Raw genomic sequence first — 16,051 nt, 5'->3', positions numbered from 1 at the left:
TGGATCACTGACGCGGCGCATGGCGCCGCTCGGCGGGGATCGGACCGGTGGCACACATCTCCGGGACCTCGCACAGACTCCCGAACATATGTGCGGGGCCCGGGAGGTATGTGCGGGCTCTCGAAGGAGTGGGTCGGGCGATCCGTGCCGGCCTGCCAAGGGCTGGGTGTAGATGTCCGCCGGCGACACCAGCCTCCCGGCACGATCCTGCGCAGGAGGATCCGGCGCAGGAAAATCCTGTGCAGGATCATCCGCTGTAGCTCGCTGACACACCGACTCCTGTGCTCCCGCACCGACTGCAGTCGGTGCGGCAGCACCGCAATCGGTGTGTGACTGCGTGGTCGCCCTTCGCGTGAGGCGTCGCCGGTTCGGGCGATCCCCTCGGTGTCGGGCTAGGCTCCCCGACGATGAGCATCATGGGCACGCGCGTGGTCCGTACCGAGGATCCGGTGTTCCTCTCCCGGGGCGCGACCTACACCGACGACCTGACCGACGAGCGGCTGACCGGTGCGCTGCACCTCACCCTCGTGCGGTCCCCTATGGCGCACGCTCGCATCACCGCGATCGACGTCGAGGCCGCCCGTTCGGCGCCCGGCGTCGTCGCGGTGTTCACGGGCGCCGATGTCGACCTGGCCCCGGCCCTGCTGTTCCCAGCGGCGGCCAGGGGCATGGTGCGGCCGTTCCTCGCCACCGACCGGGTGCGCTTCGTCGGGGAGCCGGTCGCCGCCGTGCTCACCGAGCAGCCGTACCAGGGCCCGGACGCGGCGGAGCTGGTCGAGGTCGACTACGACCCGCTGCCGGCGGTGATCGACCTGAAGGCCTCGCTGGCCGAGGACGTGCTGCTGTTCGAGGACGTGGGCACGAACCTCGCCCTCGGTTTCGGCCACGACGAGCCCTTCGACGAGCACCTGTTCGACGACTGCGAGGTCGTCGTCACCCAGGAGGTCGTCAACCAGCGACTCGCCGCCGCGCCGCTGGAGACGCGCGCGGCCGCGGCCGTCTGGGGCGACGACGGGCGGGTGACGCTGTTCGCCTCCACGCAGAACGCGCAGGCCGCGCGGGACGAGGTGGCGGGCTGGCTCGGCGTCGAGCCCGGCGTGATCCACCTGATCACCCCGGACGTCGGCGGCGGGTTCGGCGCGAAGATCGGCGCCGACCCCACGTTCGCCCTGGTGGCCTGGCTGGCCAAGCGGGTCGGGCGGCCCGTGCGCTGGGGCGAGAGCCGCTCGGAGAACATGACCGGGATGCTGCAGGGCCGCGCCCAGCTGCAGACCGTCACCATCGGCGGCCGGCGCGACGGCACCGTGCTCGCCTACCGCCTCGACGTGCTCGCCGACGCGGGCGCCTACCCCTCGCTGGGCACGTTCCTGCCGTTCTTCACCCGCCAGATGGCACCGGGCGTCTACGACATCCCGAAGGTCGAGTCGCGGGCGCGCGCGCTGGTCACCACCACCACGCCCACCGGCGCGTACCGCGGAGCCGGGCGCCCCGAGGCCACGGCGGCCGTCGAGCGGGCGATGGACCTGTTCGCGGCCGAGATCGGCATGGACGCGGCCGAGGTGCGCAAGCGCAACGTGATCCCGCCGGAGGCGTTCCCCTTCACCACGAAGGGCGGCGCGGTCTACGACACGGGCGAGTACGCGAAGGCGATCGACCGCGTGCTGGAGGCGTCGGGCTACGCCGACCTGCGCGCCGAGCAGGCGGCGCGCCGCGAGCGCGGCGACGTCCTGCAGCTGGGCATCGGCGTCTCCTCCTACGTCGAGATCACCGGTGGCGGCGCGTTCAGCGAGGACGCGGCGGTGGAGGTGCACGCCGACGGCACGGTCACCGTCCTCACCGGTACCTCCCCACACGGTCAGGGTCACGCAACGGCGTGGGCGATGCTCGCGAGCGAGCACCTGGGCATCCCGGTCGAGAAGATCACCGTGAAGCACGGCGACACCGACCTCATCCCGCGTGGCGCCGGCACCATGGGCTCGCGGAGCCTGCAGACCGGCGGCGTCGCGGTCTACCAGGCGGCGGGTGAGCTCGTCGAGCTGGCCAAGCAGCGGGCCGCGGACCTGCTCGAGGCGAGCGCCGAGGACCTCGAGGTCGCCGAGGGTCGGGTCACCGTCAAGGGCACCGGCGCAGGCGTCGACCTCGCGGAGCTGGCCGAGCGCGAGCAGCTGCGCGTCGACACCACCTTCGACAGCGGCGCCCCGACGTTCCCGTTCGGCGCGCACGTCGCCGTCGTGGAGGTCGACGTCGAGTCGGGGAAGGTCGTGGTCGACCGCATCATCACCGTCGACGACGCGGGGCCCGTGCTCAACCCGCTCCTCGCCGAGGGGCAGCGCCACGGCGGCATCGCGCAGGGCATCTCGCAGGCCCTGCTCGAGGAGGTCGCCTACGACGAGGACGGCAACCCGCTCACGGCCACGTTCGCCGACTACGGGTTCCCGTCCGCCGCAGAGCTGCCGAGCTTCACGCTGCTGGACATGGAGACGCCCACGACGCTCAACCCGATCGGCGCGAAGGGCATCGGCGAGGCGGGCACCATCGGCGCCACGCCCGCCGTGCAGAGCGCCGTCGTCGACGCCGTGTCGCACCTCGGCGTCCGCCACATCGACATGCCGACCACCCCGCTGCGGGTGTGGGAGGCCATCCAGGCTGCGCAGGCAGGAGGGAACCGATGACCGAGAAGGTCGAGATCACGGTCAACGGCGAGCCGACCACCGCCGACGTCGAGCCGCGGCTGTTGCTCGCGCACTACCTGCGCGACGTCGTCGGGCTCAAGGCCACGAACATCGGCTGCGACACCACGTCCTGCGGCGCCTGCACGGTGCTGCTGGACGGGGAGTCGGTGAAGTCGTGCACCGTGCTCGCCGTGCAGGCCGACCAGCAGTCGGTCACCACCATGGAAGGGCTCTCGCCCGACCCCGAGCGGCTGCACCCGGTGGCCGCGGCGTTCCGGGCCGAGCACGGGCTGCAGTGCGGCTTCTGCACGCCGGGCATGGTGATGGCCACGGTGGGGCTGCTCTCGGAGAACCCGAGCCCCACCGAGCGCGAGGTGCGGGAAGGGCTGGAGGGCAACCTCTGCCGCTGCACCGGCTACCACAACATCGTCCGTGCCGTGCTCGCCGCGGCGGGGCGCGACCCGCAGGAGGCGGAGGACAAGCCCGCCGAGCTCGCCGCGCCCGGGTTCTCCACCGGGAGCAGCGAATGATCCCCGTCGGTTTCGACTACGCCCGCCCCGACTCGCTGGACGGCGCGCTCGCGCTGCTCGCCGAGCACGGCGAGGACGCCACCGTGCTGGCGGGCGGCCACTCGCTGCTGCCGGTCATGAAGCTGCGGCTGGCGGCGCCCGAGCTGGTCATCGACATCGGGAAGCTCGCGGAGCTGCAGTACGTCCGCGTCGACGGCGACGAGATCGCGATCGGTGCCGGCACCCGGCACCGCACCCTCGAGGCGTCCGAGGAGCTCGCGGCGGAGTGCCCGCTACTGCCCGCGGTCGCCCGCACGGTCGGCGACCCGCAGGTGCGCCACCGCGGCACGCTCGGCGGCTCGCTCGCGCACGCCGACCCGGCGTCCGACCTGCCCGCGGCCGTGCTCGCACTCGGCGGCACCGTCGTGCTGCGCAGCCCGCGCGGGGAGCGCCAGGTGCCGATCACCGGCTTCTACACCGGCGTGTTCTCGTCGGTGAAGGAGCCGGACGAGCTGATCGTCGAGGTCCGCGTGCCGCGCACCGGCGGCGTGGGCTGGGCCTACGAGAAGTTCACCCGGCGCGCGAACGACTGGGCCATCGTCGGCGTCGCGGTCGTGGACGGCCGGGTCGGGCTGGTCAACATGGGTTCCACCCCGCTGCGCGCGTCGGCGACGGAGGCCGCGCTGGCCGACGGCGCCTCGATCGAGGAGGCCGCGGCGCTCGCCGACCAGCGCACCGAACCCCCGAACGACCTCGCTGCCACGCCCGACTACCGTCGGCACCTGGCCCGGGTCCTCACCGGCAGAGCGTTGCGCACCGCCTCCGGCGTGTGACGCCCTTCCGGGCGGTGTTTTTGCGAATTGATGCATGCACTGCCCCGGTCGGGGGAAGGTCACCCTCATGGCCCCCGACGAGGCTCCTGCGACCGGCGATGCGCCCCGCGTCGTCGCCGGTCGCTACGAGCTCGGTCCGGTGCTCGGCGCCGGGTCCTCCGCCGTCGTGTACCGGGCTCGTGACCTGCGGTGCGGTGACGCGGTAGCGATCAAGTGCTTCCGGCCGGGTGCTACCGCGCACGACCTGCGCCAGCAGCGCCAGGAGATGAACGCTCTCGCCCAGCTGGACCATCCGGGCCTGGTCCGGCTCCACGATGGGGGGAGTGAGGACGGCCGCCCGTTCGTCGTCACCGACCTCGTCGAGGGCCCGACGCTCGCCGAGCGGATCGCCGCCGGCCCGCCGTTGGCACCGGGCGCCGTCCGGCGCCTCGGCGCGCAGCTGGCGGAGGCGCTGGCCCACGTCCACTCCGCGGGGATCGTGCACCGCGACGTGAAGCCGGCCAACGTGCTGCTCGGGGACGGCGGCCACCCCCGCCTCGCCGACTTCGGCATCTCCCGCACGCTCGACGCCACCACGGCCACCGCGAACGGGTGCGTGGTGGGCACCGCGGCCTACCTCGCCCCCGAGCAGGTGCGGGGCGAGCTCGTGGGGCCGGCCACCGACATCTACGCGCTCGGGCTGGTGCTGCTCGAAGCCCTGACCGGCCGCCGGGAGTTCCCCGGGATGGCCGTCGAGTCGGCCACCGCCCGGCTGTACCGCTCTCCCGCCGTGCCCGACGGGCTGCCCGCCGGGCTCGGCACCGTCCTGACCGCCATGACCCGCGACGACCCGCGCCGCAGGCCGAGCGCGGAGGCCGTCGCGCTCGCCCTCGCCGCCGACCCGGCCTCGCCCGCGGCGGCGCTCGGGCCCGCGCGGCCCGTCCCGTCGCCCGTGGTCCGCCACGGCAGGCACCGCCTGGGCCGTCCCGGGTCGCGCGCCGCCTCGCGGATGGCCCTCGCGGGCTTCATCGTCGCGGTGGCCTCGCTCTCCGCCGCCGCCACGCCGGCGCCGCCCGCGCACGTGCCCGCGCCGCTCACGAGCGTGGCCGACGCGCCCGGCCCGCCGCAGCGGATCGGCCTGTCCGCCAGGATGCGCTAGCGCCCCTGCCTGCGGCCCCGGCCTACGTCAGCCCGGCGTCCTGGGCCGCGATCGCGGCCTGCACCCGTGACCGCAACCCGAGCTTCGTGAGCACCCGGGAGACGTGCGTCTTCGTGGTGGCCTCGGTGATCACCAGCTCCGCCGCGATCTCCGCGTTGGACAGGCCGCGGCCCAGGCAGGCGAGCACGTCGGTCTCGCGGGGCGTGAGGTCGTCCAGCCCGGCCGGCCGGGCCGGGCTGCGGGCCGGGGCGCCGAGGCGCGCGATGACCCGCCGGGTGATCTCGGGGGCGAGCACCCCGTCGCCGCGGGCGACCGCGCGGACCGCGGCGAGCAGCGCGGGCGCGTCGACCGACTTGAGCAGGAAGCCCGCCGCCCCGGCCGCGAGTGCCGAGTCGACGTACTCGTCGAGGTCGAACGTGGTGAGCACGAGGACCTCGCAGACCGCGTCCCCGACGAGCCGGCGCGTGGCCTCGATGCCGTCGATCCCGGGCATGCGGATGTCCATCAGCACGACGTCGGGACGCTGTTCGCGGGCCATCGTGACGGCGGCGAGCCCGTCGGCGGCCTCACCGACCACCGTGATGTCCGGGGCGGCGTCGAGGATCATCCCGAGTCCCGTGCGGATCGCGGCCTGGTCGTCGGCCACGACCACGCGGACGGGCACCGCGGGCGCGCTCATCGCTCGGCCTCGCTGACGCTCGGCCGGCGCTTCGCGCAGGCACTGTGCCCATGATTCGCTCGCTGACGCTCGCTCATCGCTCGGCCTCGCTGACGCTCGCCCGGCCCATCGGGGAACAACGCAGCGCGCAGGCACTGTGCCCATGATTCGCTCGCTGACGCTCGCTCATCGCGCCACCTCGGCCGGTGCGGGCACCGGCAGCACCGCGCGGACCCGCCAGCGCCCGCCGTCCGGCCCGGCCGCGACGGTGCCGCCCACGGCGTCCGCGCGCTCGCGCAGCCCGAGGAGCCCCGTGCCGGTGCCGCCGCCGGGTGGGGCGTCGGGCACGAGGTCGTTGTCGAGTTCGATCACCAGTTCTCCGTCGCAGTCGTCGAGGTGCAGGCGTGCCCGGGAGCCGGGGGCGTGCTTGGCGGCGTTGGTCAGCGACTCCTGCACGATGCGGTGCGCGGCGAGGTCCACCGCGGCCGGCACCGGCGCCCCGGCGCGGGCGTCGTCCACGGTGATGCGCAGCCCGGTGGCCCGTGCGGACTCCAGCAGCGCGTCCAGCCGGTCGAGCCCGGCGGGGGCGGTGCGCGGGTCGGCGTCGCCCGCGCCGTCCGCGCGCAGCAGGCCGATCATCGTGCGCATCTCGGTGAGCGACGCGACGCTGTCGCGGCGCACGGACGCGAGCACCCGCCGCAGGACGACCGGGTCCGGATCGGGCAGGGTGAGGGCGGCCTCGGACTGGATCGCGATCCCCGACAGCTGCCCGGCGATCACGTCGTGCAGGTCGCGGGCCATCCGCGCGCGTTCCGCGGCCACCGCGGCCGAGCGGTCCAGCTCCGCCATCCGGGAGGCCTGCTCGGCGCGCTCCCGTTCGGCCGCGGCGTGCTCGCTGTGCAGGCGCACCTCGCGCCCCCACAGCACCGGCACGGCGAGCACGAGCCCGAGGTTGAGGAGCACGAGGACGGCGGCGCGACCGCCCTCGAACACGAGGCTCATCAGGGCCGCCCCGCCGGCCACGACCGCGCAGGCACCGGCCACCGCCCAGCTCACCCGCCGCGACGTGTGCAGGACGGAGCAGTAGAGCAGGTCGCCGAGCACCAGCATGATCGCGAGCGGGACGAACGCCAGCTGCACCATCCCGACCAGGGCGACCAGCGCGATCACCAGCCCGAGGACCGGTCGCGCCCGGCGCTGGGTCTCGCCGAGCGCCGCGACCGCGAGCCCACCCAGCACGAGCCACGTCGACGGATCGGAACCCTCGTTCAGGCGGACGGCGACGTCCGGCACGACCAGGTGCAGCAGCGTGCCGATCACGAAGTAGCCGAGGGCGTAGAGCGCGTCGACCCGCCGCGCGCGTCCCGTCGACAGCAGCGCCATCACGGGGCCATTGAACACGGCACGCGCGCGCACCGCGTCGATCGAAGGTCGCACGACCGGGCGCGCGGGGATCATCCCCGCGACCGACGACCCGCCGGTGCCGTGGCAGCGATCCTCCCGTCATGGCTTCGACCACCGCCGTGCGCGCACCGGACCGGGTCGCCGCGCTCGACGTCCTGCGCGGCGTCGCGATCCTCGGCACCCTCGGCACCAACGTCTGGCTGTTCGCCGATCCGGGCGGTCCGGCGGCGCTGTTCACCCAGGGCCTCGCGGCTGCGGATCCGGTGCAGCGCACGATGCAGGCCATCGCCAACGGGAAGTTCCTCGCCCTGCTCACGCTGCTGTTCGGGGTGGGGATCGAGCTGCAGTACCGGTCGGCGGTGCGCCGCGGGAACCCGTGGCCCGGCCGGTACCCGGTCCGGGCCGCGATCCTGTTCGTCGAAGGGCTCGTGCACTACGTGCTCGTGTTCGAGTTCGACGTCCTGATGGGGTACGCGATCGCGTCGTTGCTGGTCGCCTACCTGGTGGGGCGCAGCGACCGGGCCGTGCGGGCGTGGGTGGGCGTCGTCGGCGGCCTGTACGCCGTCATCGTGGCGGGGCTCACCGGGTTGCTGCTCGCCGCACCCGACGGCCCCGCCGCGCGGACGGCGTCGGACGCGGCGCTCACCGCGAGCTGGCCGGATCAGGTGGCCGCGCGGCTGGAGGACATCGCCCTGTTCCGGATCGAGCTCGTGCTGATCGTCCCGTCGTCGGTCGTGCTGTTCCTCGTCGGGTCCCGGCTGGTGCGGGCGGGGGCGTTCGGGGACACCGGTGCGGGCGCGCGGATCCGCCGGCGGCTGATGGCCGCCGGGCTCGGGATCGGCATCCCGCTCAACGCGCTGACGGCGACCCTCGGGCAGGACTGGTTCCTGGTCGACCGCTACCTGGCCCCGCCGCTCGTCGCCCTCGGCCTGCTCGCGCTGGTGACGACCCTCGTCCTGCGCGCCCGCGGCCCGGCGGGCCCGCTGCGCCGCGGGGTCACGGCGGTCGGCCGCACCGCCCTGTCGTGCTACGTGCTGCAGAACGTGCTCGCCTCCGCGCTCTGCTACGGCTGGGGCCTCGGGCTCGCCGAGCGGTTCGCGACCGCAGGCCCGTGGTGGGTGGTCGGCCTCTGGGCGGGCATCTCCGCGGCGCTGCTGGTGGCCGCGCCGCTGTGGCTGCGCAGGTTCGACCGCGGCCCCCTGGAGCTGCTGATGCACAACCTCTACGCGCCCCGCGAGCACACCCCCCGCTGACGAACGGCACTCTCGTCGCCACTTAGCCGACGAGAGTGCCGTTCGTCATGGGGGTCCGTCGAAGGTCGTACGGGGGAGATCGGTCCTGCGACGGACGACAGGAGCGCCGCCACCGGCGAGGCTCGTGGCCATGGGTCGCTTCGTGTCGGAGAACCCGCTGGTGCTGCTGATCGGTGCCTGCGAGGTCGGTTTCTGGGTGCTGCTGGGCGCCGGCCTGGTGGCGCGGTACGTGCTGCGGGCACGCCGCCTGAGCACGGTGCTGCTGGTGCTGGTGCCGGTGCTGGACGTCGTGCTGGTGACGGCGTCCCTCGTCGACGTCGCGAACGGGTCCCCTCCCGGGCTCACGCACGGGCTGGCCGCGGTCTACCTGGGCTTCACGGTGGCCTTCGGACATTCGATGGTCCGTTGGGCCGACGGCCGGTTCGCCCACCGCTTCGCAGGCGGCCCGCCCCCGCCGCGCCCGCCCCGCTACGGCGCCGCGAAGGTCGCCTACGAGTGGAAGGAGTGGGGCAAGATGCTGCTGGCCTGGGCGATCTCGCTCGGCGTGATCGCGGTGACGGCCCTCGTGGCCGGCACCGGCATCCCCGCGCCGCCCGACTGGTTCACCGATCCGATGTGGTCCTGGGGTGCGCGGCTCGCCCCGGTCGTCGGCATCTGGTTCGTCGGCTGGCCGTTGTGGACGACGCTGGCCCCGCCCCGGGCTCCCGTCGGCAGCCGCTGAGCGTGCCGAACTCCGCGCGATGGGTGATCGCCCAGGCGCGCATCGCGCGGCAGACCGCCGCGATCCGGTCGCTGACCGAGGCGTCGGCGTGCCGGTGGCGGGCCTGCTCCAGGGGCCCCGGCCTACGCCTGGACGGCCTGACCGTGGCCGTCCCCGGCCGTGACCCGTCAGCCGCTGGGGAGGGGCTCCACCGTCCCGCGGCTGCCGTCCACCCGCACGCGGTCACCGGTGCGCAGCACGCTCGTCGCGTTCCCGCACCCGACGACGGCCGGGATGCCCAGCTCGCGCGCCACGATCGCGGCGTGCGACAGCGGTGCCCCGACGTCGGTGACGACGGCGGCGGCCCGCGGGAAGAGCGGCGTCCAGCCGATGTTGGTCACGGTGGTCACGAGGATCTCGCCGGGGCGCAGCAACTCGCCCTCGTCCACCGACCGCAGCACGCGCACGCTGCCCTCCACCACCCCGCTCGCGCCGGGGAAGCCGGAGACCGTTCCGTCGGGTGCCGCGGGCGCGGCCGTGGCGTCGAACAGGTCGCCGCGCCGGTCCGGGCCGGCCGCCCAGGCGAACGGGTCGAACCGGCCCCGGATCAGCGTCGGGTACGGCGGGAGGGCGGTGTAGCGCTCGTAGGCCGCGCGCCGCTCGGCCGTGTCCGGGGCGGGAGTGCCGCGCAGCACGGCGGCGACCTCGTCAAGGTCGAGCATGAACACCTCGCCGCCGAGCCCGGTCAGCTCGCCCGCGCGCAGCAGGTGCGCGCGAACCACCGAGAAGGTCCGCACGACCTCGGTGCGCGCCTGCTCGCGGGCGCGCGCCGCGCGGGCCCACCGCTGCAGCCGCTTGCGGGTGGCCGCCACCTTCCGCGGGTGCGTGGCGACCAGGCGTTCCCAGGCCGCTCGGTGGGCCGCCTCCTGCTTGCGCAGCAGCTCGAGCGGGTCGGCGCCGGCCTCGCGCAACGCCGCGAGCTGGCCCTGCAGCCACCCGGGCCGCTCGACCGGGCGCGGCATCGACACCTCGAACTCGTGCGGGCTGCGGTGCCCGTAGCGCTCGGCGTAGGTGGCCTCATCGATGTCGCCGCGCTCCACCAGCGCGAGCCCGACCACCGGGCCGAGGCTGGCGAGCACCTCGCCGTCGACGGTGAGCCCGGACGTCAGCGCGGCGGCGTCGGCGTCGCCGACCAGCTTGCGGAGCCGCTTCTGCGCGGTCAGCAGCGCGACCGGGTCGCTGCGCCCGGCGGCGGCGAGCATGTCCGAGCCGGTGACGACGAGCGGGCGCACCTCGTCGTCCCACAGCCGGGCCAGCGCCACCGGCTCGGCCGTCGCCTCGATGCGGGCGATGAGCTCGGGGCAGCGGCGCGGGTTCTCGGCGACGAACGCGGGCAGCCGTCGCAGGGTGCCCGGCACGCTCGCCACGAACCGGACGGCCGTGGGGACGAGCCGGCGCAGCACCTGCAGCGGCGACAGCGGGACCGGCGGGATCCCGACTCCGGCCGGGAGCCGCCCGAACGTGTTCTCGGTGAGCGACCGGAAGCGGGACCCGGAGATCCCGACGAGCCGGGACATCGCCGCGGACAGGCTCAGGTTGAGGTAGAACCGGCCGCCGACGATGCCGTAGCCGCGGAAGCCGGGCAGTGAGAGCGTCGGCATCGCCCGCGACATGAACAGCTGCACCATCGACCAGGTGCTCGGCGTCATGACGTCGGGGATCGCCTCGCCCAGGTTGGTGTTCGTCCAGAGGAAGTCGCCGTCCCGGCTCTCGTTCCACGGGTCGCGCAGCCCGGTGATCGGGCGGGCCTGCACGATCGCGAACTCCCCCCGGGAGCGCGTCCACTCGACGTCCATGGGCCGGCCGTGGTGCGCGGCGATGCGCCTGCCGAGCGCGCCGAGCGCGGCGGCGTCCGCGTCGTCGAGGACCGGGGCGGCGCGGCGGTCGTCCGGAACGGGGCGCTCCACGGGGCCATCGGGGGTGCGGACGGTCATCACGGCCTTGTCGCCGGTGCGCCGCTCGCGCACCGCACCCGTCGCGGCGTCGAGGACCAGCTCGTCCGGGGTGACGTACCCGCCGACCAGCGACTCCCCGAGTCCCCACGTCGCGTTGACGACCATGCGGTCCGTCGCGCCCGTCACGGGGTCGGCGGTGAACAGGACCCCCGCCGCGTCCGCGTCGACCAGCTCCTGCACGACGACGGCGAGCGCCACGTCACCGGGGTCGATGCCCTCGCGCCTGCGGTAGGAGATGGCGCGTGCCGTCCACAGCGACGCCCAGCAGCGCCGCACGGCGTCGATCACGTCGTCGGCGCCCGAGACGTCGAGGAACGTGTCCTGCTGGCCGGCGAAGGAGGCCCCCGGCAGGTCCTCCGCGGTCGCGGAGGAGCGCACGGCCACCGCGGGGGCGCCGAGCGCCGCGTAGGCCTCCCGGATCGGCCTGGCGATCTCCTCGGGCACCGGGTGCGCGGCGAACAGCGCGGCGATCCGGTCCGCGGCGTCCTCGGTTGCGGCGACGGCGACGATCTCGTCCTGCAGGCCGTGCGTGGCCACGAACCGCCGGTAGGCGGCGGTCGTCACGTGGAAGCCCGGCGGGACCGGCAGGCCCGCGCGGGTGAGCGCCGCGAGCGACGCACCCTTGCCCCCGGTGGTCGCGAGATCCGCCTCCGGCTCGCCCAGGCCCATCACGTAGGTGCTGGTCATGCCCTGTCCTCCCCCGACAGCCGCTCCTCGGCCGCCGCGGCTGCGGCGGCGATGTGGTCGTGCACCACCCGGTCCACCGCCGCCACCTCGTCGGGGCCGAGCGGTTCCGGGCGTTCGAGCGCGCGCCGCACGGTTTCCGCGATGAGGCCCGGCACCGCGTCGTCGGGCACGTGGAACTCGCCGGGCAGCAGGGGCTCGGTCAGGAAGTAGCCGAGGTACACCGAGGTGAGCACGGTGACCTGCTCGGCGAGGGAGCGGTCGGTGCGGATCCAGCCACCGGCGCGCAGCGCGACCAGGAGCTCGACGACGCTGCCCGGCGAACGTTGGTCGCCCGTCACCCTCGCCAGGTCGCCGAGGACGTCGGTGTTCCGGGTGAGGACGGCGGCGACGAGCGGGTTGCGCTGGTAGGCGCGGACGCTCTCGGCGATGAGCAGCTCCAGGTCGGCGGGGCGATCCGCGGCGCGGAGCCGGTCGCGCACCTCGGCGCGCACGGCCGCCTGCTCGCGGCGCAGCAGGGCGAGGAAGAGCAGCTCGCGGCTGCGCCAGTGGGCGTAGACGCTGCCCTTCGCGACGCCGGCCTCCCGCGCGACGTCGCTGATCGTCGTGCGGTCGTGGCCGTACCGCAGCAGCAGGCGGGCCGCGGCGTCGAGGATGCGGCCCGCCCGCTCGGCCGGATCGACCGGCACACCGCGTGGCGACACGGCGTCCCCTCCCATGATGACCGGATGAACGAACCCGGTCATCATGGTGCCACATCGGATCGTGCGGAGCAGGCCGGGCCGTCTCCGCGAGATCTTCCGGGGGGTCTCAGCCGTCGAGGTCCGGCGGTCCGAAGCTGCCGTCGGGTCCCGGCGCGTACGGCCGCACGTCCACCACGGCCGATGCCGGGATCGGCCCGTAGGCGTGCGGGAACCGCATCGACCCCGGGTCGGTGGGTACGCCCGGCTCGAACCGGACCTCGACGCCGATCCGCTCCGGGTCCAGCACGAGCAGTAGCAGGTCGGTCCGCCCGCCGTAGATCCGGTTCGCCGGGAGCGCGACCTGCTCGGGGGTCGAGAGGTGCACGAACCCGACCTCGTCCAGCGACGGCGGTGCGATCACCCCGGCCGCGCGCACGGCCTCCCACTCGGCCGGGTTCGAGATGTGCAGGAAGGGTGTCGTGTCCACGGACCGCAGTGTCCCGCCCTCCCCGATCGGCCGGGTCCGGCCCCGGCCACGGGGCAGCGGAGGTCTTGTCTTTGGCACCGGGTGCCAATTAGCGTCGGGCGCGACCGGTCGACGACGCCAGGAGGAGCACATGGCCCCCACGAACGACACCCAGCAGGCCGTCGAGGAGCCCGTGGTCGAGGAGACGCTCGTCGAGGAGGTCTCCATCGACGGCATGTGCGGCGTCTACTGACCGCCCCGGTGTTCGACCCGGAGCGGCCCCATCGCTGCAGCCCCCGGGTGGCGGTGCGCCCCGAACCGTTCGGGGCGCTCGTCTACCACTTCGGCACGCGCAAGCTGTCGTTCCTGAAGACGCCGCAGCTCGTCACGGTGGTCTCGGGGCTCGAGCAGCACCCGTCGGTGCACGCCGCGATCGACGCGGCGGGCGTCGAGGAGTCGCAGCGCCCCGCCTACCTGCGCGCACTGGCCGGGCTGGCCGCGAACGGAACCATCGAGGAGCGCCCGTGAAGCTCGTGGACCACTTCCAGTACGGCTTGAACTCCCCGATCTGCCTCACCTGGGAGCTCACCTACGCCTGCAACCTGGCGTGCGTGCACTGCCTGTCCTCCTCCGGTCGGCGCGACCCGCGCGAGCTGTCCACCGCCGAGGCGAAGTCGGTGATCGACGAGCTGCAGCGGATGCAGGTCTTCTACGTCAACATCGGCGGCGGCGAGCCCACGGTCCGCTCGGACTTCTGGGAGCTGCTCGACTACGCCGTCACCCACGACGTCGGGGTCAAGTTCTCGACGAACGGGATCAAGCTCGACAAGGCGCGGGCGGCGCAGCTGGCCGCCACCGACTACGTCGACGTGCAGATCTCGCTCGACGGGGCCACCGCCGACGTCAACGACCACGTCCGCGGCCCCGGCTCGTACGCCACGGCGATGCGGGCGCTGCAGAACCTGGCGGAGGCGGGGTTCGGCCAGCCGAAGATCAGCGTGGTCATGACGCGGCAGAACGTCGACCAGCTCGACGAGTTCAAGGCCATCGCCGACGAGTACGGCGCCCAGCTGCGGATCACGCGGCTGCGGCCGTCCGGGCGGGGCGCGGACGTGTGGGACGAGCTGCACCCCACCGCCGACCAGCAGCGACAGCTCTACGACTGGCTGGTCGCCCGCGGTGACGACGTGCTCACCGGCGACTCGTTCTTCCACCTCTCCGCGTACGGCGAGGCCCTGCCCGGCCTCAACCTGTGCGGTGCGGGCCGGGTGGTCTGCCTGATCGACCCGATCGGCGACGTCTACGCGTGCCCGTTCGCGATCCACGACAACTTCCTCGCGGGCAACGTCCGCTCGCCGGGCGGCTTCCAGGAGGTCTGGCGGAGCTCGGAGCTGTTCACCGAACTGCGGCAGCCGCAGACCGGCGGGGCGTGCCGCAGGTGCGGGTTCTACGACGCCTGCCAGGGCGGGTGCATGGCCGCGAAGTTCTTCACCGGCCTGCCGCTGGACGGCCCGGACCCGGAGTGCGTGCGCGGCTTCGGCGAGCAGGCGCTCGCCGCGCGGGACGCCTCGACCGTGATCCCGAGGTCCGAGGTCGACCACTCCCGCTCGGCGCCCCGCAACTCCCGCGGCCCGGTGCCGGTGACGATCGGCCGGCGCCCGGACAAGGCGTGCGAGACGAGCCCGCTGGCAGGGATGCCCGACGACGCGAGCGACTCGCGGCTGCGGATCCCGGTCGCCGGGGCCTGACCGGAGCCGGAGTTGCCCGACGAACGGCACTCTCGTCGGCACCTTGCCGACGAAAGTGCCGTTCGTCGGGGGAGCTCCCTCGGGTGGCCGACGCCGCCGTGCGGGAGGGGCACGACGTGGGGGAGGCGCTGTGAACCTGGGCGACGCGAGCTGGCCGGGCGTGCCGGCGCGCACCCTGCTCGTCCCGCTGGGCGCGTTCGAGCAGCACGGGCCGCACCTGCCGCTGGACACCGACACCCGCATCGCCGCGGCCGTCGCCCGCCGCGCCGCTGCGGACGGTGACGCGCTGCTGGTGGCGCCCCCGCTGGCCTACGGCGCGTCCGGCGAGCACGAGGGCTTCCCCGGCACGCTCTCGATCGGGCACGAGGCGTTGCGCGCGGTCCTCGTGGAGCTCGGCCGGTCGGCGTCGCGGTGGGCGCCGCGCCTGGTGTTCGTCAACGGGCACGGCGGCAACCTCCCGACCGTGCCCGACGCCGTCGCGCGGCTGCGGGACGAGGGGCGCGACGCCGCCTGGTCGCCGTGCGTGGTGGCAGGCGGCGACGCGCACGCCGGCCGCACCGAGACGTCGATCCTGCTCGCCCTCGACCCCGCGGCCGTCCGGCGCGACGCCGCGGAGCCCGGCGCCACGGCCCCGCTGGCCGAGCTGCTCCCGGCCCTGCGCGCCGGCGGCGTCGCGGCGGTGAGCCCCAACGGCGTCCTCGGCGACCCCACCGGTGCGAGCGCGGAGGAGGGCGGACGCCTCCTGGCCGAGATGACCGACGCGCTCCGCGCCCGCCTGGACGCGTGGCGGCCCGACGGCACAGGCCGCCTGGCCTGACCCCCTGCCGCTCGCACACCGATCGCTGCGCTCGCACACCGACTGCAGTCGGTGCGGGAGGTCCGAAGTCGGTGTGCGACGTCGCGGACGATCAGGCCACGAGCTCCAGGCGACCCGCCGTGGTGACGACGGCCGGGAGCCGCTCGCCGACGGAGGCCTCGGAGGCTGGCGCGATCAGCCCGGCCCGGACGAGCCGGTGCACGGCGCTCTGGTCGCAGCAGAACCGCCCGTCGAGGTAGAGGTCCGGCTCGGAGCCCCAGACCAGCTCGGCGCGCCCGCTCACCACCGCGCGCAGGATCGATCGGTCGCGGGCCGTCAGCTCGACGTCGACGACGAGCTCCATGTCGCACCCCCCGGTTCGGAAGCTCTCCCGACCGAGCGTGGAGGAACTCCGGGGCGCGGGCCAGGGAATTGAGGAACATCTGAGGTTGCGGACAGCTGCGGGAAACCGCCGTGCACCGGACGGAGGCC

At 74.6% G+C, this 16,051-nt stretch carries 16 protein-coding genes; 10 read left to right on the top strand and 6 right to left on the bottom strand.

Translation table 11 applies throughout. The features are described from left to right. The first annotated feature begins 407 nt into the window (after nucleotides 1–407). The 4 genes from FB558_RS12290 (at nucleotide 408) to FB558_RS12275 (ending at nucleotide 5,152) form a co-directional block, all read left to right on the top strand. Complete coding sequence (locus FB558_RS12290; RefSeq protein ID WP_142051919.1) at nucleotides 408–2,672, top strand: xanthine dehydrogenase family protein molybdopterin-binding subunit; 2,265 nt, start codon at nucleotides 408–410, stop codon at nucleotides 2,670–2,672. Further along, on the top strand, nucleotides 2,669–3,202 hold the full coding sequence (locus tag FB558_RS12285; protein WP_142051916.1) for a (2Fe-2S)-binding protein: 534 nt from the start codon (nucleotides 2,669–2,671) through the stop codon (nucleotides 3,200–3,202). Before FB558_RS12290 ends, FB558_RS12285 begins: the two co-directional genes overlap by 4 nt. Continuing rightward, nucleotides 3,199–4,014 (top strand): FAD binding domain-containing protein, encoded by an 816-nt coding sequence (locus FB558_RS12280; RefSeq protein WP_142051913.1) that lies wholly within the window; start codon nucleotides 3,199–3,201, stop codon nucleotides 4,012–4,014. The genes FB558_RS12285 and FB558_RS12280 overlap by 4 nt, the downstream gene beginning before the upstream one ends. Before the next feature lie 67 nt (nucleotides 4,015–4,081). Then, nucleotides 4,082–5,152: a serine/threonine-protein kinase gene (locus FB558_RS12275; protein WP_170231277.1), complete on the top strand. Its 1,071-nt coding sequence runs from the start codon at nucleotides 4,082–4,084 to the stop codon at nucleotides 5,150–5,152. A gap of 22 nt (nucleotides 5,153–5,174) precedes the next feature. On the opposite strand, the gene FB558_RS12270 is transcribed toward FB558_RS12275, so the two are convergent. Together FB558_RS12270 and FB558_RS12265 are read right to left on the bottom strand one after the other, a co-directional pair. Further along, a complete protein-coding gene (locus FB558_RS12270; RefSeq protein WP_211366327.1) occupies nucleotides 5,175–5,831 on the bottom strand; it encodes a response regulator transcription factor in 657 nt (218 codons plus the stop codon). Nucleotides 5,832–5,996: 165 nt separating this feature from the next. Next, nucleotides 5,997–7,226, bottom strand: coding sequence for a sensor histidine kinase (locus tag FB558_RS12265; protein WP_246106387.1), 1,230 nt, complete (start codon nucleotides 7,224–7,226; stop codon nucleotides 5,997–5,999). An 89-nt stretch (nucleotides 7,227–7,315) separates the two neighbouring features. Here FB558_RS12265 and FB558_RS12260 point away from each other — a divergent pair, with 89 nt between their 5' ends. After that, nucleotides 7,316–8,467, top strand: coding sequence for a DUF418 domain-containing protein (locus FB558_RS12260; RefSeq protein WP_142051907.1), 1,152 nt, complete (start codon nucleotides 7,316–7,318; stop codon nucleotides 8,465–8,467). A gap of 130 nt (nucleotides 8,468–8,597) precedes the next feature. After that, complete coding sequence (locus FB558_RS12255; RefSeq protein WP_142051904.1) at nucleotides 8,598–9,188, top strand: hypothetical protein; 591 nt, start codon at nucleotides 8,598–8,600, stop codon at nucleotides 9,186–9,188. Between the two features lie 167 nt (nucleotides 9,189–9,355). Here the strand turns inward: FB558_RS12255 and FB558_RS12245 are convergent, their stop codons facing one another. The 3 genes from FB558_RS12245 to FB558_RS12235 form a co-directional block, all read right to left on the bottom strand. Next, on the bottom strand, nucleotides 9,356–11,869 hold the full coding sequence (locus FB558_RS12245) for a PEP/pyruvate-binding domain-containing protein (RefSeq protein ID WP_142051901.1): 2,514 nt from the start codon (nucleotides 11,867–11,869) through the stop codon (nucleotides 9,356–9,358). Next, nucleotides 11,866–12,570: a TetR/AcrR family transcriptional regulator gene (locus tag FB558_RS43905; RefSeq protein ID WP_246106386.1), complete on the bottom strand. Its 705-nt coding sequence runs from the start codon at nucleotides 12,568–12,570 to the stop codon at nucleotides 11,866–11,868. The genes FB558_RS12245 and FB558_RS43905 overlap by 4 nt, the downstream gene beginning before the upstream one ends. A 106-nt stretch (nucleotides 12,571–12,676) precedes the next feature. Then, nucleotides 12,677–13,036: a DUF952 domain-containing protein gene (locus FB558_RS12235; RefSeq protein WP_246106385.1), complete on the bottom strand. Its 360-nt coding sequence runs from the start codon at nucleotides 13,034–13,036 to the stop codon at nucleotides 12,677–12,679. Between the two features lie 130 nt (nucleotides 13,037–13,166). Here FB558_RS12235 and mftA point away from each other — a divergent pair, with 130 nt between their 5' ends. The 4 genes from mftA to mftE all read left to right on the top strand — a co-directional run bounded on the left by mftA (nucleotide 13,167) and on the right by mftE (nucleotide 15,580). Then, nucleotides 13,167–13,268: a mycofactocin precursor MftA gene (gene mftA, locus FB558_RS12230; protein WP_142051895.1), complete on the top strand. Its 102-nt coding sequence runs from the start codon at nucleotides 13,167–13,169 to the stop codon at nucleotides 13,266–13,268. Then, entirely contained in the window at nucleotides 13,253–13,543 is a 291-nt protein-coding gene (gene mftB, locus FB558_RS12225; protein ID WP_142051892.1) for a mycofactocin biosynthesis chaperone MftB, read from the top strand. Before mftA ends, mftB begins: the two co-directional genes overlap by 16 nt. Next, nucleotides 13,540–14,763 (top strand): mycofactocin radical SAM maturase, encoded by a 1,224-nt coding sequence (mftC, locus tag FB558_RS12220; RefSeq protein ID WP_142051889.1) that lies wholly within the window; start codon nucleotides 13,540–13,542, stop codon nucleotides 14,761–14,763. The genes mftB and mftC overlap by 4 nt, the downstream gene beginning before the upstream one ends. Nucleotides 14,764–14,893: 130 nt before the next feature. After that, complete coding sequence (gene mftE, locus FB558_RS12215) at nucleotides 14,894–15,580, top strand: mycofactocin biosynthesis peptidyl-dipeptidase MftE (protein ID WP_142051886.1); 687 nt, start codon at nucleotides 14,894–14,896, stop codon at nucleotides 15,578–15,580. Between the two features lie 91 nt (nucleotides 15,581–15,671). On the opposite strand, the gene FB558_RS12210 is transcribed toward mftE, so the two are convergent. Further along, nucleotides 15,672–15,923, bottom strand: a complete 252-nt coding sequence (locus FB558_RS12210; RefSeq protein ID WP_142051883.1) for a hypothetical protein — start codon at nucleotides 15,921–15,923, stop codon at nucleotides 15,672–15,674. Nucleotides 15,924–16,051 lie beyond the last annotated feature (128 nt).

It is taken from the genome of Pseudonocardia kunmingensis (genome assembly GCF_006716445.1).
In the GTDB taxonomy this organism is placed as follows: Bacteria; Actinomycetota; Actinomycetes; order Mycobacteriales; family Pseudonocardiaceae; genus Pseudonocardia; species Pseudonocardia kunmingensis.
This window is presented reverse-complemented; position numbering and strand designations above follow the sequence as displayed.

What these genes read in the sequence shown, in the direction of transcription:
- FB558_RS12290 (WP_142051919.1), top strand. Translation starts at nt 408, where the DNA reads ATGAGCATCATGGGCACGCGCGTGGTCCGTACCGAGGATCCGGTGTTC.
- FB558_RS12285 (WP_142051916.1), top strand. Translation starts at nt 2,669, where the DNA reads ATGACCGAGAAGGTCGAGATCACGGTCAACGGCGAGCCGACCACCGCC.
- FB558_RS12280 (WP_142051913.1), top strand. Translation starts at nt 3,199, where the DNA reads ATGATCCCCGTCGGTTTCGACTACGCCCGCCCCGACTCGCTGGACGGC.
- FB558_RS12275 (WP_170231277.1), top strand. Translation starts at nt 4,082, where the DNA reads ATGGCCCCCGACGAGGCTCCTGCGACCGGCGATGCGCCCCGCGTCGTC.
- FB558_RS12270 (WP_211366327.1), bottom strand. Translation starts at nt 5,831, where the DNA reads ATGAGCGCGCCCGCGGTGCCCGTCCGCGTGGTCGTGGCCGACGACCAG.
- FB558_RS12260 (WP_142051907.1), top strand. Translation starts at nt 7,316, where the DNA reads ATGGCTTCGACCACCGCCGTGCGCGCACCGGACCGGGTCGCCGCGCTC.
- FB558_RS12255 (WP_142051904.1), top strand. Translation starts at nt 8,598, where the DNA reads ATGGGTCGCTTCGTGTCGGAGAACCCGCTGGTGCTGCTGATCGGTGCC.
- FB558_RS12245 (WP_142051901.1), bottom strand. Translation starts at nt 11,869, where the DNA reads ATGACCAGCACCTACGTGATGGGCCTGGGCGAGCCGGAGGCGGATCTC.
- mftA (WP_142051895.1), top strand. Translation starts at nt 13,167, where the DNA reads ATGGCCCCCACGAACGACACCCAGCAGGCCGTCGAGGAGCCCGTGGTC.
- FB558_RS12210 (WP_142051883.1), bottom strand. Translation starts at nt 15,923, where the DNA reads ATGGAGCTCGTCGTCGACGTCGAGCTGACGGCCCGCGACCGATCGATC.